This is a genomic window from Lonsdalea quercina subsp. quercina, from assembly GCF_000688655.1.
Taxonomy (GTDB): Bacteria; Pseudomonadota; Gammaproteobacteria; order Enterobacterales; family Enterobacteriaceae; genus Lonsdalea; species Lonsdalea quercina.
Window position 1 is genome coordinate 176,951 of record NZ_JIBO01000010.1, and the last position, 21,790, is coordinate 198,740.

Annotated in this window: 19 protein-coding genes; 9 read left to right on the forward strand and 10 right to left on the reverse strand. The window is 54.0% G+C overall.

From position 1 onward, the window contains the following. Nucleotides 1–4: 4 nt before the first annotated feature. Nucleotides 5–736 carry an arginine ABC transporter substrate-binding protein gene (gene artJ / locus RZ35_RS11475; protein WP_026743437.1) on the reverse strand — a complete coding sequence of 244 codons (732 nt, stop codon included), beginning with the start codon at nucleotides 734–736 and terminating at the stop codon, nucleotides 5–7. A gap of 17 nt (nucleotides 737–753) precedes the next feature. Further along, nucleotides 754–1,482 (reverse strand): arginine ABC transporter ATP-binding protein ArtP, encoded by a 729-nt coding sequence (gene artP / locus RZ35_RS11480; RefSeq protein ID WP_164477207.1) that lies wholly within the window; start codon nucleotides 1,480–1,482, stop codon nucleotides 754–756. A gap of 361 nt (nucleotides 1,483–1,843) precedes the next feature. Between artP and RZ35_RS11485 the strand changes: the two genes are divergently transcribed. Beyond that, on the forward strand, nucleotides 1,844–2,167 hold the full coding sequence (locus RZ35_RS11485; protein WP_026743439.1) for a heavy metal-binding domain-containing protein: 324 nt from the start codon (nucleotides 1,844–1,846) through the stop codon (nucleotides 2,165–2,167). 13 nt (nucleotides 2,168–2,180) lie between these two features. Then, nucleotides 2,181–3,023: an N-acetylmuramoyl-L-alanine amidase gene (locus tag RZ35_RS11490; protein WP_026743440.1), complete on the forward strand. Its 843-nt coding sequence runs from the start codon at nucleotides 2,181–2,183 to the stop codon at nucleotides 3,021–3,023. Between the two features lie 12 nt (nucleotides 3,024–3,035). Here RZ35_RS11490 and RZ35_RS11495 read toward each other — a convergent pair whose 3' ends face one another. Then, a complete protein-coding gene (locus RZ35_RS11495; RefSeq protein ID WP_026743441.1) occupies nucleotides 3,036–3,938 on the reverse strand; it encodes a lysine exporter LysO family protein in 903 nt (300 codons plus the stop codon). A 309-nt stretch (nucleotides 3,939–4,247) separates the two neighbouring features. Here RZ35_RS11495 and RZ35_RS18340 point away from each other — a divergent pair, with 309 nt between their 5' ends. Next, the gene (locus tag RZ35_RS18340; protein WP_081825723.1) at nucleotides 4,248–4,463 is read left to right on the forward strand and encodes a DUF2813 domain-containing protein; all 216 of its coding nucleotides are present in this window, start codon (nucleotides 4,248–4,250) and stop codon (nucleotides 4,461–4,463) included. Nucleotides 4,464–4,713: 250 nt separating this feature from the next. Continuing rightward, entirely contained in the window at nucleotides 4,714–5,505 is a 792-nt protein-coding gene (locus RZ35_RS11505) for a hypothetical protein (protein ID WP_026743443.1), read from the forward strand. Between the two features lie 158 nt (nucleotides 5,506–5,663). On the opposite strand, the gene cspD is transcribed toward RZ35_RS11505, so the two are convergent. Further along, a complete protein-coding gene (gene cspD / locus RZ35_RS11510; protein WP_026743444.1) occupies nucleotides 5,664–5,885 on the reverse strand; it encodes a cold shock-like protein CspD in 222 nt (73 codons plus the stop codon). A 324-nt stretch (nucleotides 5,886–6,209) separates the two neighbouring features. Here cspD and clpS point away from each other — a divergent pair, with 324 nt between their 5' ends. After that, complete coding sequence (gene clpS / locus RZ35_RS11515) at nucleotides 6,210–6,530, forward strand: ATP-dependent Clp protease adapter ClpS (RefSeq protein ID WP_026740459.1); 321 nt, start codon at nucleotides 6,210–6,212, stop codon at nucleotides 6,528–6,530. A gap of 29 nt (nucleotides 6,531–6,559) precedes the next feature. Further along, nucleotides 6,560–8,833, forward strand: a complete 2,274-nt coding sequence (gene clpA / locus RZ35_RS11520; protein ID WP_026743445.1) for an ATP-dependent Clp protease ATP-binding subunit ClpA — start codon at nucleotides 6,560–6,562, stop codon at nucleotides 8,831–8,833. Between the two features lie 106 nt (nucleotides 8,834–8,939). On the opposite strand, the gene treA is transcribed toward clpA, so the two are convergent. The 6 genes from treA to trxB all read right to left on the reverse strand — a co-directional run bounded on the left by treA (nucleotide 8,940) and on the right by trxB (nucleotide 16,572). Continuing rightward, a complete protein-coding gene (gene treA / locus RZ35_RS11525) occupies nucleotides 8,940–10,565 on the reverse strand; it encodes an alpha,alpha-trehalase TreA (protein ID WP_051625560.1) in 1,626 nt (541 codons plus the stop codon). A gap of 271 nt (nucleotides 10,566–10,836) precedes the next feature. Next, a complete protein-coding gene (gene infA, locus RZ35_RS11530; protein WP_002211347.1) occupies nucleotides 10,837–11,055 on the reverse strand; it encodes a translation initiation factor IF-1 in 219 nt (72 codons plus the stop codon). Nucleotides 11,056–11,177: 122 nt separating this feature from the next. Next, the gene (aat, locus tag RZ35_RS11535; RefSeq protein WP_026743446.1) at nucleotides 11,178–11,876 is read right to left on the reverse strand and encodes a leucyl/phenylalanyl-tRNA--protein transferase; all 699 of its coding nucleotides are present in this window, start codon (nucleotides 11,874–11,876) and stop codon (nucleotides 11,178–11,180) included. 12 nt (nucleotides 11,877–11,888) lie between these two features. Beyond that, on the reverse strand, nucleotides 11,889–13,628 hold the full coding sequence (cydC, locus tag RZ35_RS11540) for a heme ABC transporter ATP-binding protein/permease CydC (RefSeq protein ID WP_036153263.1): 1,740 nt from the start codon (nucleotides 13,626–13,628) through the stop codon (nucleotides 11,889–11,891). Nucleotide 13,629: 1 nt separating this feature from the next. Then, entirely contained in the window at nucleotides 13,630–15,396 is a 1,767-nt protein-coding gene (gene cydD / locus RZ35_RS11545; RefSeq protein ID WP_026743448.1) for a heme ABC transporter permease/ATP-binding protein CydD, read from the reverse strand. A 216-nt stretch (nucleotides 15,397–15,612) separates the two neighbouring features. Then, complete coding sequence (gene trxB, locus RZ35_RS11550; RefSeq protein ID WP_026743449.1) at nucleotides 15,613–16,572, reverse strand: thioredoxin-disulfide reductase; 960 nt, start codon at nucleotides 16,570–16,572, stop codon at nucleotides 15,613–15,615. Nucleotides 16,573–17,093: 521 nt separating this feature from the next. Here trxB and lrp point away from each other — a divergent pair. From lrp to lolA, 3 genes are all read left to right on the forward strand, one after another. Beyond that, complete coding sequence (lrp, locus tag RZ35_RS11555) at nucleotides 17,094–17,588, forward strand: leucine-responsive transcriptional regulator Lrp (RefSeq protein WP_011094192.1); 495 nt, start codon at nucleotides 17,094–17,096, stop codon at nucleotides 17,586–17,588. 117 nt (nucleotides 17,589–17,705) lie between these two features. Beyond that, entirely contained in the window at nucleotides 17,706–20,999 is a 3,294-nt protein-coding gene (locus RZ35_RS11560; RefSeq protein ID WP_026743450.1) for a DNA translocase FtsK, read from the forward strand. Nucleotides 21,000–21,171: 172 nt separating this feature from the next. Further along, the gene (gene lolA, locus RZ35_RS11565) at nucleotides 21,172–21,783 is read left to right on the forward strand and encodes an outer membrane lipoprotein chaperone LolA (RefSeq protein ID WP_026743451.1); all 612 of its coding nucleotides are present in this window, start codon (nucleotides 21,172–21,174) and stop codon (nucleotides 21,781–21,783) included. The last annotated feature ends 7 nt before the right edge of the window (nucleotides 21,784–21,790 follow it).

Below are 21,790 nucleotides of genomic sequence, written 5' to 3' on the forward strand. Positions count from 1 at the left end.
CAGACTATTGCTGGAACCATTTTTGATAAAGGGCCTGGTAAGTCCCATCCTGTTTGATGCTGTTCAGCGCGTCATTGAATTTCTGCAGCAGCGCATCATTATGCAAACGAACGGCGATGCCCAGACCGGCGCCAAAGTACGCTTTGTCCGTCACCTTATCGCCGACGACGGCCAGATTGGGGTTCTGCTTCAGCCATTCGTTGACCACGGCGGTATCCCCGAATACGGCAGAAACACGGCCGTTTTTCAGATCCAGCACCGCATTCTGATAGCTGTCGTAAGGCACGACGGTGATGTCCTGATGCGTTTCCAGCAGGTACTTCTGATGGGTGGTGCCATTCTGCACGCCAACGCGTTTGCCTTTAAGCGCGGAAACATCCTTCACGCTGTCTTTCTGTGCGATGAACAGTGCAGAGTTGTCATAGTACGGTTGGGTAAAGTTGACCTGTCGCTGACGCTCCGGCGTGATGTCCATGCCAGCGATGACGGCATCGAAGCGACGGAATTTCAGGCCCGGTATCAGGCTGTCGAACGACTGATTGTTAAACGTGCAGGTCGCTTCCATTTTCTGACACAGGGCATTAGCCAGATCGATGTCAAATCCCTGAATCTGGTTATCCGCACCGACAAATTCGAAGGGGGGATAAGAGGCTTCGGTGGCGAAACGCAGGGTGTTTGCTGCGCTAGCTGACAGGCTCACTCCGGCTAGCAGCGCGGCCACAAATACCTTTTTCATAGGGCTTTCCTGAATCATCAGTGTGATAGGTAGCTGGCAAACTCTTGGGTTTGCGGCTGTGTGAAGTGCGAGGCGTCGCCATGCTCCACAACGCGTCCGTCTTCCATATACACTACGCGGCTGGCGGTTTTGCGCGCGAAATCGACCTCATGCGTGACGATGACCTGGGTGATGCCGGTTTGGCTCAGCTCCTGAATGATGCCCACGACCTGTGCGGTGATTTCCGGGTCCAGCGCCGCGGTGGGTTCGTCAAACAGCAGGACCTGAGGTTCCATCATCAACGCGCGGGCAATCGCGACACGCTGCTGCTGTCCGCCCGAAAGATGCAGCGGATAGCGGTCGGCGAAGTCGTTCAGACGCAGGCGTTGCAGCAGTTTTTCAGCACGGGCACGAGCCTCCTGACGGCCTAAACCCAGCACGCGGCAAGGCGCTTCGACCAAGTTCTGTTGCACCGTGAGATGCGGCCACAGATTATACTGCTGAAACACCATTCCTACGTTCTGGCGGAGTTCGCGAATAGCGTCGTCACCTGGCGTGCGGGTGAAGTCAAACTGTTTACCGGCGATAGACAACGAACCGGAACGCGGCATCTCCAGCAAGTTTAGCACTCGCAAAAGGGAGCTTTTTCCCGCACCGCTGGGGCCTAACAAGACCAGTGTTTCACCGGCCGGACAGTTAAGGGTGACATCGAATAGCGCCTGATGCGCCCCGTAGAAACAGTTGATGCTGTTTAGTTGAATACTCATGCGCAATAATTGAATAGACATTGATGCCGCAAATGGTAACGTTGGCAGAATAGTTATGCAATCGCCACGGGTTAAAATTTGCAAACATGCGTTTTATTGGCTACTTATTAGCATAAAATTATGCCTCACTGTCTTCATCTCCTGATTTCTCAGATGATATACACATCCAACAAACGATTATCCATCGCCTTATCTACTTTCTACAGCAAAACAGTGGTGAATACGCCGGAGGATTCGGCGCGCCAGCAGGCTATACTGTCGTCTCGGATTTAGCGCAGGCGACGTCACCTTTTTATTGTCGCTGCGCGAACATCCTAACGATGTATTCGACGACTCATCCGCATATTTCTAGGAGATTGCCATGCAACTGTCTACGACCCCCACGCTGGAAGGCTTTGTGATTACTGAATACTGCGGCGTGGTCGCGGGCGAAGCGATACTCGGCGCAAATATTTTCCGAGATTTTTTCGCCGGGATCCGAGATATCGTCGGCGGCCGCTCAGGCGCTTACGAGAAAGAACTGCGGCGCGCGCGCCAGATTGCGTTCAAAGAACTGGAAGAACAGGCGGCTGAATTAGGCGCTAATGCCGTGGTAGGCATTGATATAGATTATGAAACCGTCGGCAAGGACAGCAGTATGCTGATGGTCACGATCAGTGGTACTGCCGTCAAACTCAGCCGCTAACGGTGGCTGGCACATGCGTAGCGTGTTGTTTTTCGGGTTTCTGACGATGTTGGCCGGATGCAGAGCGCCCGTCTCGGACGAGCCTGTATCGCACATTGGCCGAGACTACCAACTGTATACGGCCGATGTTTCGCGTAATCAGACCTCCCGCGTCAGACTACTGGTCATTCACTATACTGCGGAAGACTTTGATAGTTCGCTGCGTCTCCTGACGCGGGGAGAGGTCAGTGCGCACTATTTGATCCCCGAAAAGCCGCCGCTCAGCGCGGGCGTCCCCGTGGCATGGCAGCTGGTGCCGGAGTCTCAGTCCGCATGGCATGCGGGGATCAGCTATTGGCGCGGTGCGGTTCAACTGAATTCTGTCTCCGTGGGGATTGAGCTGGAGAATCAGGGTTATCGTTGTTCGTTGTTGGGGGGATGTCGCTGGGTGCAGTATAACCCGCAACAAATGGCGCTGCTGACGCATCTGGCGCGAGATATTCTGGAACGCCACCAGATTGCGCCTCAGAATGTGGTCGCCCACAGCGATATCGCACCGCAACGGAAGGTTGATCCCGGACCGTTATTCCCCTGGAAAGCGCTGGCGGAGGCCGGTATCGGCGCCTGGCCTGATGCGGGCCAGGTAGAGTTTTATCTGGCGGGCCGCGCGCCGGATGAGCCGGTCGCTGTTCGTCCGCTGCTGGATAAGCTGGCCCGCTATGGCTACGAGGTGGATGGCAAGATGACGCCACGACAGCAACAGCGCGTGATCGCCGCCTTCCAAATGCATTTTCGCCCCCAGCGTTACGACGGTGTTCCCGACGCGGAAACCGAGGCTATTGTGGATTCGTTGCTAGAGAAATACGGCGGCCAGTAGCGGTATACAGACTTAGGCGACGAACAGCGCAATCAGGATCGGCGACAACAGACTCAGTATGAAACCGTGCACAATGGCGGGTGGAACCATGTCGACGCCGCCGCTCCGTTGTAGTACCGGTAGGGTAAAGTCCATCGAGGTGGCGCCGCACAGGCCAAGTGCGCTGGCGCGTCGGGAGCGAATGAGGTTCGGGATCAGCATGATGGCGATCAACTCGCGCGCAAGGTCATTAAAGAACGCTGCGCTGCCGATGACAGGACCGTAGGCATCGGTCATCAAAATGCCCGACAACGAGTACCAGCCATAACCGGAGGCCATTGCCAGACCGGTTTTCAGGGGCAGGCCGAGCAGCAGCGAAGCGAGAGCGCCGCCGCACAACGCGCTGACGGCCACGACACCAGCGATGATCGTGCCGCGACGATTAATCACGATTTGCCGCAAGGTCATACCGCTATTGCGCAGTTGGATCCCGACCAGGCATAGCAGAACAAGCAGCGCATATTCCCCTCCCGATGCCGCAAATTTTAATGGAGGCCACTGGCTTAGCCCTAACAGGAATCCCACAAACACCACCATGCAGAGTTGCAGAGATTCCAGCATCATTTTTAGTCGGGAAGGGGTCTCTTCGTGGGTAACCGCTGTGGCGGTCCAGGTGCTGCGTTTTTCCAGCAGCCACAGCGCCAGCAGATTCGCCGCTATAATGCAGGCGGTGCTGACGGCGGCATATTGCAGCACGGCCAGTAGGTTGCTGCCCAGATTTTCCAGAAATGCCAGACTGATGCCCATCAGGAACAAGATCACATACACCATCCAGCTCAGTAGACGGTTCACCCCTTGTAGCATAGTTTTATTGCGCACCGGGATCAGATAGCCAACGATCAGCGGCAGCAAAATAATCAATAATCCTGAATACATGGGGAAGACCTTCCTCGGGAGAGTGGCGCGGTTTGGCAGGCAAGATAAGTTGTAATTGAGTGATTTTAAATAAAAAAAGAAAATGGGTAAAGCGGTGGCGAGGGGAGATGTCGACTTGTCTTCCTGTTGGTAATGACGTAACCGATGAGGGGGCAGATGTATCGGGAACGCGTTGATATTGGGGGGGCGGGAGATTAACCGGCGGTCTCTGGCGCGGGATAACTTCCATTTCATCCCCGGCGACGAGAACAGCCGCGAAAACCATCAGCAGGTCGTTTTCACGTTTTGTGAAACCGATGTCGGCACCATCTGTCCGCGCGCTATCTTAAGTTGTTGCTCTTATTTATTCACGGCGCCGACCGCCTAAAACGGATCATCTATCGCCTGGAAGGCGAGGTCGATGAACTAAACACGGTCATGACACGGCAAAGTTTTCTGTATGAGCATGGGCAATCGCGTTCTTTGCAGAATAGTGATGCGCTGATTCGTCCTATGTTTTCACGTGTGCTGTGGCTGGCTGATTAGCGGACAGGGATGACATCTTGGCTTGCCGGTTGTGCCAGCCTATTAACGTTTATCTCGTACTGAAACCTTTATTGCATCAACTCACCTTGCTTAATATAAAGAAATTTCGGATTAAATTTATTATTTCACATCAAGGCCCAATGTTTTTTTACAGGAGAAGGGAAAGTCATTATAATCCCGCCGATTTTTTTTGTTCCTGTTTTATATAAAACTTCATTTCACTAAAGCAGAAAAATAAGGATATGTTTTGATGGAAAATGCAAAGGCGATAATCTCTTCTCGGCCCATCTTTATTTCCCGTCCCGGCATTGCCAGTAGTCTAGGTGCATTTATTGCGGGTTTGTTAATATTGTGTGGTGCTTTGTTGTTTGCTAAAAGCGAAGTGCCTGATATTTATCGTGACTACATCATCAATAAAAGCCCATTGGTCATCGAGAATTCGGATATTTCCAACGGGGAATGCCGAATGAAATACAGCATCACATTTTGCTCTGCGGATGTAAAATATAAGTATAAAAATGAAAATCATGCTTCAAAGATTAATATCCTGTTTCTGGATCTTTCTCGCGGCAATTACACAACGGATGTCGTTATCTCGTCTGAGCATCCTGAATTAGCGACGCTAACGCTGGGATTAGACAAGTTGAATAACCGAATTATCGCCGCTGGCGGGCTTATCGGTGCTTTACTTATTCTGGCTGCTCTAAGCTTAATTAACAGCGTGAAGTTTTTTCGTGCCGGCCGCCGAGCGAAATGTTTGTCGGAATTAACGCTCGTTCCTGTCGAGACAGACGAGATCAGAAAATTGCTTTTCATACGAGTGCTGCCGTATACCTATATCGGCGAAGATAAAAAGAAAATTAAACTGGCGAGTCTGCTGAAGAGAAACGAACAACCTATTTATCTGGACGACAGTAAGAAACGAGCGTGGGCGGTCTTACTAAAAGAAGCCAATATTCCTGTTTTACTCGATGACCGTTTGATGCGACTAGAGCTGAGCGATGAAGAGCGCGAATCACTTCGCGCCGCGTTCGCAGGCTGATCGCACATAATGCTTTCTGTCGTCGCTATTAACCGAGTGAGGTGACTTGTTGGGTTAATAAGCCTCTGCGGTAGATAAGATAAAAAGGCTGGTCACCTCGATGACCAGCCTTGGAGCAAGATTCTCGGGCGCGACAATGCGCCACACCCAGCCAGTTGTTAGGCCACCGGTTCGTTAATGAATGGCACAACCAGGCTGGCATGATTGCCTTTCGGTCCCTGGTGCACACTGTAATTTACCACTTGGCCAGCTTTCAAAGTGCGGTAGCCGTCCATCTGAATGGTTGAGTAGTGTGCAAAAATGTCTTCCCCTCCGCCCTCGGGGCAAATAAAACCAAAGCCTTTGGCGTTATTGAACCATTTAACAGTACCCGTCTCCATACATCTCCATCCTTCGTAAGCGTTTTTTTACGGTGGGGTTATTGGTTAAGGTAAAATAAAATCGATTAAAGATTAATCAATTTCAGTAGGATTCTATTTAAATTGCCGGGGTCGTCAAGCGCGATGGGGTGGGCGGCGCGTCGGCGTCGCCAAACTTTGATTTGGGTAACGGAATAGAGGTAAAGACTATGCCTATTGCAGAAATGGGTTGATGTACTTTAGTTGCCGGGTGATTTTGGTCTGGCAATGGTAAAATAAAAAACAGACGTGCTACTGTTAGGTACAGTAGACCAGGGCAAGATACAGTAAAGATTTGGAAAAAAGATGGGAAATCATAGTACGTGGTCGCACACTGAGGACCAGACTAAGGCTCGGCATGCCGAAGCGTTGCAGCCGCCGTCCATGTATAACGTGGTACTCAATAACGACGATTACACGCCGATGGAATTTGTTATTGACGTACTGCAAAAGTTTTTTTCTTATGATATCGAACGTGCAACGCAACTGATGCTTACGGTTCATTACCAGGGAAAGGCCATCTGCGGCGTCTATAGCGCTGAAGTTGCAGAAACCAAGGCCGATCAGGTTAATCGTTATGCTAAAGATAACGAGCATCCGTTGCTATGTACGCTGGAAAAAGCCTGATTTAAGGCAATATATTGGGGGAGGTGCCTATGCTCAATCAAGAACTGGANCTCAGTCTCAACATGGCTTTCGCCAGAGCGCGTGAGCACCGTCACGAGTTTATGACCGTGGAGCATCTGCTGCTGGCTTTGCTCAGCAATACTTCCGCGCGTGAAGCACTGGATGCATGCACGGTCGATCTGGATGCTTTACGTCAGGAACTGNAAACCTTCATTGAACAGACAACGCCAACGCTGCCTGAGAGTGAAGCGGAGCGCGACACGCAGCCGACGCTGAGCTTTCAACGAGTGCTGCAGCGTGCGGTATTCCACGTACAGTCCTCCGGACACAGCGAAGTCTCCGGCGCCAATGTGCTGGTTGCCATCTTCAGCGAACAGGAATCGCAGGCCGCCTATCTGCTGCGGAAGCATGATGTCAGCCGCCTTGATGTGGTGAATTTCATTTCTCATGGTACGCGTAAAGAAGAGTCCGGGCCGTCGGTCAGCCAGGAAAATCCGGTTAACGAAGAGCAGGCTGGAGGGGAGGAGCGTATGGAGAATTTCACCACCAACCTTAATCAACTGGCCCGCGTAGGCGGTATCGACCCACTTATTGGTCGTGAACGTGAACTGGAACGCACGGTTCAGGTGCTTTGCCGCCGTCGTAAAAACAACCCGCTGTTGGTCGGCGAATCCGGCGTAGGTAAAACGGCCATCGCAGAAGGTCTTGCCTGGCGTATCGTTCAGGGCGATGTTCCTGAAGTGATCGCTGACTGTACTATCTATTCTTTGGATATCGGCTCGCTGCTCGCAGGCACCAAATACCGCGGTGATTTCGAGAAGCGCTTTAAGGCGCTGCTGAAACAGCTGGAGCAGGATCAAACCAGCATCCTGTTTATCGATGAGATTCATACCATCATCGGCGCAGGCGCCGCCTCAGGCGGACAGGTCGATGCGGCGAATCTGATTAAGCCGCTGCTGTCGAGCGGTAAAATCCGCGTCATCGGCTCCACGACTTATCAGGAATTCAGCAACATCTTTGAAAAGGATAGGGCGCTGGCGCGTCGCTTCCAGAAGATCGATATCACTGAACCCAGTGTCGAAGAGACCGTGCAGATTATTAACGGTCTGAAACCGAAATATGAAGCTCACCATGACGTGCGTTACACCGCGAAAGCCGTGCGCGCCGCCGTCGAGCTGGCGGTGAAATATATCAATGACCGCCATTTGCCGGACAAAGCGATCGACGTGATTGATGAAGCCGGCGCGCGTAGCCGACTGATGCCGGTCAGCAAACGCAAGAAAACCGTTAACGTCGCGGATATTGAATCGGTCGTGGCGCGTATTGCGCGTATTCCTGAGAAGAGCGTTTCCGCCAGTGACCGTGATGTGCTGAAAAACCTGGGCGACCGCCTGAAAATGCTGGTGTTCGGTCAGGATAAAGCCATCGGGGCGCTGACTGAGGCCATCAAAATGAGTCGCGCCGGGCTGGGCCATGAACGCAAGCCGGTGGGGTCGTTCCTGTTTGCCGGGCCGACGGGAGTGGGTAAAACCGAAGTCACGGTTCAGTTGGCGAAAGCCATGGACATCGAGCTGCTGCGCTTCGATATGTCTGAATACATGGAGCGTCACACGGTGAGTCGCTTAATCGGCGCGCCTCCGGGCTATGTCGGGTACGACCAGGGTGGGTTGCTGACGGACGCGGTGATTAAACATCCGCATGCGGTTCTGCTGCTCGATGAGATTGAAAAAGCGCATCCCGATGTGTTCAACCTGCTGCTGCAGGTGATGGATAATGGCACCCTGACCGATAACAACGGTCGCAAGGCCGATTTCCGTAATGTCATTCTGGTCATGACGACCAACGCTGGTATCCGTGAAACTCAGCGTAAATCCATCGGGCTGATCCAGCAAGATAACAGTAGCGATGCGATGGAAGAGATTAAGAAGGTGTTTACGCCGGAATTCCGTAACCGTTTGGACGGCATCATCTGGTTCAACCATCTCTCGACCGATGTTATTCAGCAGGTGGTGGATAAATTCATCGTTGAATTGCAGGCGCAGCTGGATGCCAAGGGCGTCTCTCTGGAAGTTAGCGAAGATGCGCGTGACTGGCTGGCAGAGAAAGGCTACGACAAGGCGATGGGCGCGCGGCCGATGGCGCGGATCATCCAGGAAAACCTCAAGAAACCGCTGGCCAACGAACTGCTCTTTGGATCGCTGGTGGAAGGGGGATCCGTCACCGTGGTACTGGATACCACGACGCAGCAGTTGAGCTATAGCTTCCAGAGCGCGCAGAAACGAAAAACCGAGGGCGCGGTATAGCGTAACGACACGCTATTGTTTACCCTAACGTTAAGGGCATCCGAATGGATGCCCTTTTTTTTTAACAGACGCTGATGGTTTTATTGAGAGCGAGAGCTGTAGCGCTTTACTCGTCTTGCTCCTGCTGGAGCGGATAAAGACTTAGCAGCTTGAGAGTGATGCCATTCGTCCAGCCAAAACCGTCTTGCAGTTCGTATTCACCGCCGCCGCCGCCGCCAAGTTCGCCGGTTTCAACCGCATATTTTTCCACCAACTTATGCTCGTGTGCATAGGTATGCCGAACGCTGTTCAGAAAGCGGATCGCGATTTCCTCGGCGAGCGACTCGTGCTGATAATAACGTAGCCCTTCCACGGCAACCCATTGTAATGGTGCCCAAGCATTCGGCGCGTCCCACTGCTGATGAGAATGTAGAGTTGTCGTTACCATCCCACCTTCCTGAACCAGTTCGTTATGGACGGCCTGAGCGGTCTCTTGGGCGTGATTTTGTGTGGCGGCCTGAACGTACAGCGGAAATAGCGTTGCTGCCGTCAACTGTTGGCTCACTTTTCTTTGGCGCCAATCATAATCCGCATAGTATCGCTTTTCCGCGTTCCAAAAGTAGCGATTCAGCGCCTGTTTACGCTTGTCGGCGCGGAGGGCGTAACGATCGGCATCGGCCATTTTGTTGGCTAAGCGACTGGCTTTCGCTAGCGCCATTTCATTGTGATAGAGCAGCGCATTCAGATCGACCGGCAGGATATCGGTAGTGTGGATCGTCGACAGCTTCATCGGGTCCTTCAGCCAGCGGGAACTAAAGTCCCAGCCGGAAGCTGCTCCCGCTCGCAGGTCGCGGTACAGCTGCGGTCGTTCGCTTTCCGGTACCTGGCTGGCGGTCGTGATGTCGTCGAGCCAGGACTCGGTCCTGGGTACGCTGCGATCGTCCCAATAGCGGTTCAGCACATCGTCGCCGAGGCGGACGACGCGTTTGTCAGCCTGTCCGGGCTGTAGGCTGTTTTCGCCGTCCATCCAGTACTGATATTCCCGCTTCATCTGCGGCAGATAGGTCGCCAGCAGATTGTCGCCGTCATGCTTTGCCAGCAGCTCTACCATTTTGGTGAAGAAAGGGGGCTGGGAACGGCTCAGGTAATAGGTGCGATTGCCGTTGGGTATGTGCCCGTAACGGTCGATCTGGTAGGCAAAGTTTTGCACCATGTTGCGGATAAGAACCCATTGGTCGCTTTCCGCAAGGCCTAACATGGTGAAATAGCTGTCCCAGTAATAGACTTCGCGGAAGCGTCCGCCCGGCACGACATAGGCGTTGGGCAGCGGCAGGAGCGAGTCCCAGCGGGTAATGTCGGGCGTACTGCGCGTGAGGTGTGACCACAGATCGATGATATGCTCCCGCAGCGTTTGGCCGCCGGGTGGAATATAGCCTTTACCGTCCGCAGGAATAGTGAAGTTATGCAGGACAAAATGTTGCAGATCAAAATTGTTCAACCGACGCTGCATATAGTAATCCGCCATGATGGCCGAGGGCGAGTACCGGGGAACCGCGTCAACAAACGTTTTTTGATCCGGAAACATTTTCGATTTCTGTACCGCTTCGAAAAGCGGTCTCATCGTGATATCCGGCGGAGCCGTGACGATACGCTGCGCCTGTGGGGGTTCTACGTGTGCGTTTTTCATCACCAGAACAGGAAAAGTCAGGATTGTGGTTATCTGTAAAATAATCAATAACGGATATGTCCTCATTGCCTGGAGGGTTAACGTCGCTGGTTTACTCCTCTATTATGTGCAAGTTGAGCAATAAAAAAGCAACAATTTTGTAAATATTGCTCAATGCAATTATCTTAGGGCAAAGTGTTTTCTGAGGCGTCAATCGAAGCGTGATGTGCACAAGGGGTCATAAACTGAGCTGATAAAAATGTGCAGGCGGGCAGAAAAGACAAAAGCCCTAACCGCAAGCGGAAAGGGCAGGAGGGCGAACATCCTCGTGGGATCGCGTTAAGCGATGGCGGGCCTGTTAGCGGCTACGGAAGACAATGCGGCCTTTGCTCAGGTCGTACGGGGTCAGCTCCACTGTGACTTTGTCACCCGTCAGGATGCGGATATAGTTTTTACGCATTTTACCGGAGATATGAGCGGTAACCACGTGCCCGTTTTCCAATTCAACGCGGAACATGGTGTTGGGCAGCGTATCCAGTACGGTGCCTTGCATTTCAATATTGTCTTCTTTGGCCATCGAATCCTCTAGGTTTTACTACCTTAGTTTTTAACCGGCAAGATAATGCCGAAAAACCCACATTATGTAAAGAAGCGTTGCGACTCAGCGCTTGATTAATTCGTCACAGGTGGGTCGTTTAGTTAGGCGAGCGGCAGCGTTTGTCTATGCCAGCACGGTTCACCCAGCGTAATGGGTCGCAGTCGGGACAGGTGTTGCAGAAACTCCCGGCGCGGTATTTCCGTGGCTCCCAGCGATGCCGTATGTTCATTCAGTATCTGGCAGTCAACCAGTTGTCCGCCGTGGCGGACAAAGTGACGCAAAAATGCCAGTAAACCGCACTTCGAAGCATTGTCTGCACGGCTAAACATCGACTCGCCGCAGAACAAGGCGCCTTGAGAGATGCCATATAGACCGCCGATCAGCCTGTCATTATGCCACACTTCCACCGATTGCGCCTGTCCTGCCTGATGCAGCTGGCAATATGCGTCAATAATGTCATCGTCGATCCAGGTGCCTTCTTCCCGTTCGCTGGCGCAAGCCGTAATGACACGAAAAAAGGCCTGATTCAACGTGACATGATACTCGGTCTTGCGGATGAATTTTTTCATACTGCGGCTGAGATGGAATGCCTCAGGAAAAAGGACGGCGCGCGGGTCGGGCGACCACCACAATACGGGATCTCCCTGTGAGTACCAGGGGAAGATGCCGTGCTGATAAGCCGCCATCAATCGTGACGGCGCCAAATCTCCGCCAAACGCCAGCAGACCGTTAGGATCGTTCAACGCCATCTCCGGATCGGGAAATTGCACGGAAAAGGGCGATAGCTCAATCAGTTGCATGTATGGCCTCAGTTAAAGGTGTTGATGAAACTGCCAATAGCGGCCTTGCTGAGCCATCAGCGTCTGATGGTCGCCCTGTTCGACCAGCTGTCCGCCGTCTATAACGCACAGGCGGTCCATGCTTTCTAAACCGTGCAGACGGTGGGTGATGACCAGCAACGTTTTATCTTTGCAGTGCTCACGCAGGAGCTGGAGCATTCGCTGTTCAGTTTCTGCATCCAGCCCTTCGGTGGGTTCATCGAGCAGAATCAGCGGAGCAGGATGTAGCAAAGCCCGCGCGAGACCGACTCGGCGCTGTTCGCCGCCGGACAGTTGACGACCGCCTTCACCCAGCCAGGCATTCAGCCCTTCTTGCTCCAAAAGATGCGCCAAACCTACCCGTTGCAGGGTTTGGGCCAGCTCCTCGTCACTAGCCTGTGGCGCGGCCAGCCGAAGATTCTCGCGCAGCGTGTCACTGAAGAGATGTACACGTTGAGGAACCACACTCATCATGTTGCGTAGGTTCTCTTCGGACCAGGCGGATAGGGGCGAACCGTTAAGGCTGATTTCGCCCTCGGTACAGTCCCAGGCACGGGTGAGCAATTGCAACAGCGTGGATTTACCGCATCCGGTTTTGCCCAACAGCGCGATGTGCTCGCCGGGATGAAGACTCAGCGAAATGTGCTGAAGCACCGGCAGAGGCTGATCCGGATAGGTAAAGCTCACATTGTCTAACGTCAACGCGGCTTGAGAAGCGGGGGCTGGTCCCTCGGCAGCGAATACGACGGCAGGCGTCAGCTTCATCAACTGGTCGACTCGAACGGCGGACGCGGCGACCTGTCCAATATGTTGGAAGGCGTTTGCGACCGGTCCCAAGGCTTCGAAGGCGGCCAGCGAGGCGAAAACAAACAAGGCGATCAGCGCACCCGGCTGTGTATCACCGCCGACGCCGTTGGCCGCCATCCACAGGATCAGCGTGACGGTAAGTCCGCTGCTCAGGATGATGAGGGATTGCGATAGCGCGCTGAGCGTCGCCTGCTCACGTTGCCGTGATAACCAGCGGTTTTCCAGTTGATCCAGTCGATGACGGAAGGCGACTAACGAGCCGAAGATGGTCAGTTCGGCCTGCCCCTGTAGCCAGGCGGTCAACTGCAAGCGGTATTGCGCGCGCAATTGCGTCAGCGCTTCGCCAATCGGCTGACCTGTCCGGTAAAACACCGGCGGCATGATGACCAAGAGCAACAGCATGATGGTCGCGAGCGTCATCGCCAACGTGCTATCCAGCCAGCTAAGACCCAAGGCCACCACCACGATTACGAAGAGAGCGCTGACCAGCGGGGAGATCACACGCAGATACAAATGGTCCAGCGTGTCGACGTCCGCCACCAGACGGTTAAGCAGATCTGCCTGTCTGAAACGGCCGAGTCCGCCGGGGGAGAGCGGCAGAATGCGGCTAAAGGTATACACGCGCAGATGCAGCAGTACGCGGAATGTGGCGTCGTGGCTGACCAGTCGTTCGAAGTAGCGGCTCACCGTGCGTGTAATCGCCGCGCCTCGGACGCCAGCGGCGGGTAGCATGTAGTTGAAGGTATAAAGCCCTGCGAGTCCGGCCAGCGCCGAACCGGCAAGGAACCAACCGGAGAGCGTCAGCAGTCCGATACTGGCGAGCAGGGTAACGATGGCGAGCACCACTCCCAAACTAAGCCGCCAAAAGTAGCGGCGATAAAGCCCCAGAAAAGGCATCAATGTCCGGATGACCTGTTTTTTCTTCATCTCAGAGCTCTCCTCGGCGTTGTGCCATCAATTTCGCAAAAGGCCCTGGCGACGTGCTCAGCTCACTAAAATGACCTTGTTGTACCAGACGTCCCGCAGCCATCACCCACACCTCATCATAGCTACTGGCCTCGTGTAGCTGATGCGTAATCAGCAGGGTTGTCTGTCGCGCTGCGGCAGCGCCCAGCGCATTCATCACCCGTTGTTCACTATGTGCATCCAGACTGGCCGTGGGCTCGTCCAGCAACAGTAAATGACTGGGGCGGAGCAGGGCTCTTGCCACCGCGACACGCTGAGCCTGCCCGACAGAGAGCCGCGCTGCGCCATCGCCCAGCTCGGTATCCAGCCCTTGCGGCAGCGAAGGCAGGAATTCGTGGACATAGGCGTTTTCTACCGCCGTTTGAAGCGTCTGTTCATCTGCTTCGGGATGACCTAGCAGGATATTCTGCCGCAGGGTCTGTTCCGGCAGATGCGGGTTCTGACCTACCCAGCTCAGTTGCTTGCGCCAGGCATCGGGGGCAAGGGTGTTCAGCTCCACGTTATTGACGGTCAGAGATCCTCGGTACGGCAGGAAGCCGAGTAATACATTCAGCAGCGACGTTTTGCCTGCGCCGCTGGCGCCGACCAACGCGATCCGTTGCCCGGACGCAATGGTAAACGACAGCGGTCCGGCAAGTACGGCCCCGGTCGGGGTAAGAATCGTCAGATCTCTGGCAACCAATTCCAGTGGTTCGACGGCATCAAAATCCGTCTGGCCACGCCCCACGCTTTCACCCTCCTCGGACAGGAAGGTGAACAGCGTTTCCGCGGCGCCGACCGCTTGGGCTTTAGCGTGATAGAACGCACCCAAATCGCGCAAAGGCTGGAAGAACTCTGGCGCAAGGATCAGGACCAGAAACCCGGCAAACAAAGTGACGCCAGTCCCGTAATGACCAAAGTTAAGCTCTCCCAGATAAGAGAAGCCGAAATAGACCGCGACGATGGCAATGGAGATAGAGGCGAAGAACTCCAGTACGCCGGAAGAGAGGAAGGCCATTCGCAACACCTCCATCGTGCGGCGGCGAAAATCCTCGGAGGCTTGTCGGATGTGAGCGGTTTCGGCCTGACCACGAAAGAACAACCTCAGGGTTTCCAGGCCCCGTAGGCGATCCAGGAAATGGCCGCTGAGGCGTTCCAGCGCGAGGAAATTGCGGCGGTTGGCTTCTGCTGCGCCCATGCCGACCATGGCCATAAAAATCGGGATTAACGGGGCGGTCAAAAATAGGATCAGTCCCGCCGCCCAGTTGATAGGAAAGACGAAGAGGAGGATCAGGAGCGGCATCAGCGCCGCCAAATACATTTGCGGCAGATAGCGGGCATAGTAGTCCTGCATGTCGTCGACCTGCTCCAGAATAAGCGACGCCCAGCTTCCAGCCGGTTTACCCTGAATCCAGGCCGGTCCCAACTGCTGCAAGCGATTCAGTACCTGGCTGCGAATCTGTCGACGAATGACCTCGCCGCAGCGGAACCCCACTCGCTCCCGTATCCAGCTCATAATAGCGCGTAGACAAAATGTGGCAGCCAACAACGAAAACGGCGCGAGTAACTGTTCGCGAGGGGTGTGATCGATGATGAGCGCCTGCAACAGTGCGGCGAGCAGCCAGGCTTGAGCGATGATGAGCAGGCCGCTCACCAGTCCTAACAGAAGCGAAAGGCGCAACCAGCGTTGTGCCAACCGGCTTTGCTGTTTCAGCCAGCGGGTGAGTTCTTTTTGTCGGGAATTTTTCATCAGATGCCGATTGTCTTCTTATGGGAATATTGCGAAATAACGCTTGTATAACCGTGGGTTAACATTTTTTAGGGCGTTCGGTCAGATTGGCGTCATGTTACCCTGACGAAGGGGTCATGAAAACGAAAAGAGGAGGAAAATAAGGGTGGGCGATCAATTTTTACAATTCGTGAAAGAAAAGACTGAGGGAGAGAAAACTCCCTCAGACGATGATGCTCAGCTATTGCCCAGACCATCCAGATAGCGCTCGGCATCTAATGCTGCCATACATCCCGTACCGGCAGAGGTGATTGCCTGACGGTAGATATGATCCATGACGTCACCCGCAGCAAACACGCCGGGAATGCTGGTCTGCGTCGCATTGCCGTGAATGCCGGATTGCACCTTGATATAGCCGTTTTCCAGTACGAGCTGGTTATCGAAAATAGCGGTGTTCGGGCTGTGCCCGATGGCGATGAAGGCACCGGCGACTTCCAGAGTTTCCGTTGCTTCGCTGTGGGTATCGCGAAGACGAACGCCGGTAACGCCCATTTCGTCGCCCAGCACCTCATCTAGCGTACGGTCGGTGTGGAGCACGATGTTGCCATTGGCGACTTTCTCGTTCAGCCGGTCGATCAGAATTTTTTCAGAGCGGAAAGTATCGCGGCGATGAATCAGGTGAACTTCGGAAGCGATATTGGACAAATACAGCGCTTCTTCTACGGCCGTGTTGCCGCCGCCGACGACCGCGACCTTCTGATTACGATAAAAGAACCCGTCGCAGGTCGCACAGGCGGAAACGCCTTTACCCTTGAACGCTTCTTCGGACGGCAGACCCAGATAACGTGCGGACGCCCCTGTCGCGATGATCAGAGCGTCGCAGGTGTACTCATCGCTGTCGCCGAACAGGCGGAAAGGACGTGTCTGTAGGTCGACGCGATTGATGTGGTCGAAGACGATTTCCGTATTAAACTTGGCGGCATGGGCGTGCATACGTTCCATTAGCGCCGGACCAGTCAGGTTATCGGCATCGCCTGGCCAGTTTTCCACTTCCGTCGTGGTGGTCAACTGACCGCCTTTTTCCATCCCGGTAATCAATAGCGGATTCAGGTTGGCGCGCGCAGCATAGACCGCAGCGGTATACCCGGCGGGGCCGGAGCCCAGAATTATCAGTTTGCGATGTTTGGCTGTACCCATGAGTTCCTTAACTCCTGTGGAGGGACGATGGAGCGATTGTAAGGAAATTACCGGCCTAAAAAAAGCGTCAGGGTATGTTGTTAACTATTTATCTTATCGTTAACAACCATTGAAAAAAGTGAAACGGGGCTGGTACTGGGATGTAACGCCGTAACATACTGTCGGCGATGAGCTTCAAAACGCTGCCTGACAGCGTTTCAGTGATTCGAATCTGGCAGTTTCTTCTGGTTTTAATTGTTTTGCTTTGACAATCGGCTGCGCTTTTGCGAAAACATCCTATGAAGAGGAAATTTTTTGTATATGAATAGTTGAATGCTCGGCTTTTTAACCGTTTTTTGCATTGTTAAATTGACAGGCGACAGCATAGCTCATGCACCTGTTTGTCGTACGCGAAATGCGGAATAAAAGACGTGACTTTTAATGTACAAGAGAGACAGGGGTCTTCTTTAGGGGCAACTTTGGCACATTGATGTGGGCCGGAGTGAGCGATGAGCAGGGAAGAGTGAAGAGAGACAATAATAATGGTAGACACAAAAAAACGTCCGGGAAAAGATCTTGATCGTATCGATCGCAATATCCTGAACGAATTGCAAAAAGATGGTCGTATCTCTAACGTGGAGCTTTCTAAGCGGGTAGGTCTATCTCCCACACCGTGTCTGGAGCGCGTAAGACGTCTGGAGCGACAGGGATTCATCAATGGTTATACGGCGCTACTCAATCCGCATTATTTGGATGCTTCGCTTTTGGTGTTCGTGGAGATAACGCTGAATCGTGGCGCACCGGATGTATTTGAGCAGTTCAATACTGCGGTACAGAAGCTGGAAGAAATTCAGGAGTGCCATTTGGTTTCCGGGGATTTTGACTACTTGCTTAAAACCCGCGTGCCGGACATGTCTGCCTACCGTAAATTGTTAGGGGAAACGCTGCTGCGTCTGCCTGGCGTTAACGACACGCGCACCTATGTGGTGATGGAAGAAGTTAAGCAGAGCAACCGGCTGGTCATCAAGACCCGCTGACAGTATGGGTGCAAAGCCCGGCAAACTCAGCTACAATCCTGTGAATTTATACAGCTATAGCGCCGGGACTTTCTCGGCGTTTTGTCATGACCCCCTTACCGGAACCTGGAGAAACGCTTGAGCCAGGAATACACTGAAGATAAAGAAATTACGCTGGAAAAACTCAGCGCGGGGCGGCGTTTAATTGAGGCGTTGCTTGTTGTTGCAGGATTGTTCGCCTGTTACCTGGCGGCTGCGCTGCTGAGCTTCAGCCCCTCCGATCCTAGCTGGTCTCAGACCGCCTGGCATGAACCCATTCACAACCTGGGCGGTGGCGTTGGCGCCTGGATGGCCGATACGCTATTTTTCGTGTTCGGCGTACTGGCTTATGCCATTCCCCCCGTGATGATCTCGCTATGCTGGCTGATTTTTCGTCAGCGAAACCGTCAGCATGCGCTCGACTATTTCACCTTCTCCCTACGTCTGATTGGCGCTCTGGCGCTCATCTTGACCTCGTGTGGTCTGGCCGCCGTCAATGTGGACGATCTGTACTATTTTGCCTCCGGCGGCGTGCTTGGCAGCTTGCTCAGCAGTGCTATGATCCCACGATTTAACAGCATCGGCTCTACGTTGATTTTGCTGTGCGTATGGGCAGCTGGCCTGACCCTGTTCACTGGCTGGTCGTGGCTGACAATTGCGGAAAAGATAGGGGCTGCGGTGATGGGTTGCCTGACCTTCTTCTCCAACCGCGAACGCCGTGATGACTTTATCGATAAAATCGACGAAGGGGATCTCGCGCATGATAGGGTGCATGAATCTGAAATGACGTCCTCAGCTGCGCCGCGCGAACAAGTTGTGGATGAAGATGATGTGCTGCTTGCTGCCCCTGCGATGCCTGCTGCTCAGTCAACCGCCGTTGAAGAACAGACTCTTTCGACACCCTCTGCCGAGCCAGCGCTAGAGAACGCTGTGAAGGGCCTGTCTGCGACCGGGGCACCCGATGACAACGTCACGGTGCCAACTACCCCGATTGACAGCCAGAAGGTTGTCACCGTAGAGACGGCTAAGCTCGCCAGTGAAACGGAAAAAAGNGAAGTGCCTCCGCTGTATTCTTTCGACGTGCCTGAATCTCCGGCTGCCGAGCCTTTGACTGAAAACCCGGCGCATCATACTCCTTTAGTCGACCGGGTGCCCCCCGTGCCGTCGACGCCAGTCACGCCGGTAGCGGCAACAGCAGCGGCAACGGTATCGACAACTGAGGCGGCGTCTTCGCTGCCGTTTACACCGGCATTGTCAGCGGATGACATGAATCCGCAGATCAAGCAAGGGGTCGGGCCGGAATTGCCGCGTCCGAATCCTGTGCGTATTCCGACGCGGCGTGAGCTGGCATCATATGGTATCAAGCTGCCTTCGCAGCGCCTTGCGGAACAGCAGGAGCGAGAAGCTCAACGTCAAGCGCAGCCGAATGGCATCGACGAGCCAGTGGAGAGTATCGAAGCAGAACAAGAGGACGATGCGTTGTTGCATCAGCTCGCTCAGGACTTTGCGGAGCAGCAGCAGGAGCGTTACGGTCACGACACGTTGAACGATGGACCGGAAGAGCACTCCGCCGATCAGGGAGCGCCGTCGTCGCAAGCATCTCAATCGCCTCGCCCCACGAGTGTTCCGCCGTTAGACAGTGTTTTCGCTATTTCTCCGCTGGCTGACCTGGTTGACGATACGCCAAGCGAGCCGATATTTACTTTATCTCCTGAGGAAGAGGCGGCCGCTGCCATTGATCATCATGCTTCGCAAAGCGCGGTTACGCCTTCTGTTCAGCCCGCGGCAGCGGCATCAACACCCGCGCCTGCTGCGGCGGACGATAAGGACGACGACTCATCTCCGTCCATCATGGATAGCCTGATCCACCCGTTCCTGATGCGTAACGACCAGCCGTTACAGAAACCTACCACGCCGTTCCCTTCTTTCGACCTGCTGACTCCACCATCAGGCAATGAAGACCCGGTGGATGATTTCGCGCTGGAACAGACGGCAAGACTCATTGAGGCGCGTTTAGCGGATTATCGCGTTAAGGCGACGGTCGTGGATTATCATCCCGGACCGGTCATCACGCGTTTCGATCTGGACCTGGCGCCTGGCGTAAAAGCGGCTCGAATTTCTAACCTTGCGAAGGACTTGGCCCGTTCACTCTCTGTGGTGGCCGTCCGAATTGTCGAAGTGATCCCCGGCAAACCCTACGTTGGTTTGGAGTTGCCTAACAAACGTCGCCAGACCGTATTCCTGCGGGAAGTCCTGGATTGCGACCGTTTCCGCGATAATCCGTCGCCGCTGTCGGTCGTATTAGGCAAGGATATCGCGGGCCAGCCGGTGGTGGCCGACTTGGCTAAAATGCCGCATTTGCTGGTGGCGGGGACGACTGGTTCCGGTAAATCCGTCGGCGTAAACGCCATGATTATCAGTATGTTGTACAAGGCATCGCCGAAAGATGTTCGCTTCATCATGATCGACCCAAAAATGTTGGAGCTGTCGGTCTACGAAGGTATCCCGCACCTGCTGACTGAAGTCGTAACGGACATGAAAGACGCGGCTAACGCGTTGCGTTGGTGCGTCGGCGAAATGGAACGGCGCTATAAACTGATGTCGGCGTTGGGCGTGCGTAACCTGAGCGGTTACAACGAACGTGTCGAGCAGGCCGAATCGATGGGGCGTCCTATTCCCGACCCATTCTGGAAGCCAGGCGACAGCATGGAAACACAGCCGCCGATGCTGGAAAAACTGCCTTACATCGTGGTGATGGTGGATGAATTCGCCGACCTGATGATGGCCGTGGGTAAAAAAGTGGAAGAGCTGATTGCGCGTCTGGCGCAGAAGGCGCGTGCCGCCGGTATCCATTTGGTGCTGGCGACGCAGCGCCCGTCGGTGGATGTCATCACCGGCCTGATTAAGGCCAACATTCCAACGCGTATCGCGTTTACCGTTTCCAGCAAGATTGACTCCAGAACTATCCTCGATCAGGGCGGAGCGGAATCCCTGCTGGGTATGGGCGACATGTTGTATATGGCGCCTAACTCTTCGATACCCGTGCGTGTGCATGGCGCATTTGTTCGCGATCAGGAAGTGCATGCCGTCGTCCAGGACTGGAAAGCACGCGGTCGCCCTGAATACATCGACAGCATCGTTAAAGGCGGTGATGAGGGGGAAGGCGGCAATCTGGGTCTGGATGGGGATGAAGAGCTTGACCCGCTGTTCGACCAGGCGGCGGCCTTTGTGGTGGAAAAACGCCGCGCGTCGATTTCCGGTGTACAGCGTCAGTTCCGCATAGGCTACAACCGTGCGGCACGTCTTGTTGAACAGATGGAGGCGCAGGGCATTGTCAGCTCCCCAGGGCACAATGGTAATCGCGAAGTTCTCGCTCCTCCGCCCATGGAATAATACTCGGACTTGAACGGCTGTCGTCTGTGCAAAGATGCGTAAAGCCCAAGATTACAGACAACGACGGCTGTTTCGGTTTACCTGGCTGATCTACAGTTAAGTAGTACACTTGGCGGCTGTCTGATACAGCCGCTGACCGATGCCATCAGGATAGTAAAAGGATCTTTGTATGATAAAAAAATGGTTAATGACCGGTTGTTTGCTGTCGAGCATGGTATCCGGCGTCGTTCATGCTGACGCCTCCAGCGATTTGCAAAGTCGTCTGAGCAAAGTTAACAGTTTCCATGCCAGCTTTTCTCAAAAGGTGACGGGCAATGATGGTTCTGCGGTGCAAGATGGTGAAGGCGAACTGTGGGTCCAACGTCCGAATCTGTTCAATTGGAAAACGACTTCGCCTGATGAAAGCGTACTGATTTCCGACGGCAAGACATTGTGGTTCTATAACCCGTTCGTTGAGCAAGTCACCGCAACCTGGGTGAAAGATGCAACGGGGAATACGCCGTTCATCCTGATTACGCGTAACAGCCCGAGCGATTGGAAAAATTACCATGTCACGCAGAAAGGCGATGACTTTGAGCTAATGCCGAAGTCTGCCAGTGGCAATCTTCGCCAATTCTCTATCAGCGTCACCAGCAATGGCACTATCAAAGGTTTTACCGCCACCGAACAGGACGGTCAGCGCAGTAGCTATGTCCTCAAAGATCAGCAAAACGGAGCGGTAGACGCGGCAAAATTCACTTTCACACCGCCCAAAGGGGTTGCGGTGGACGACCAACGTCAGTGAGGCGTCT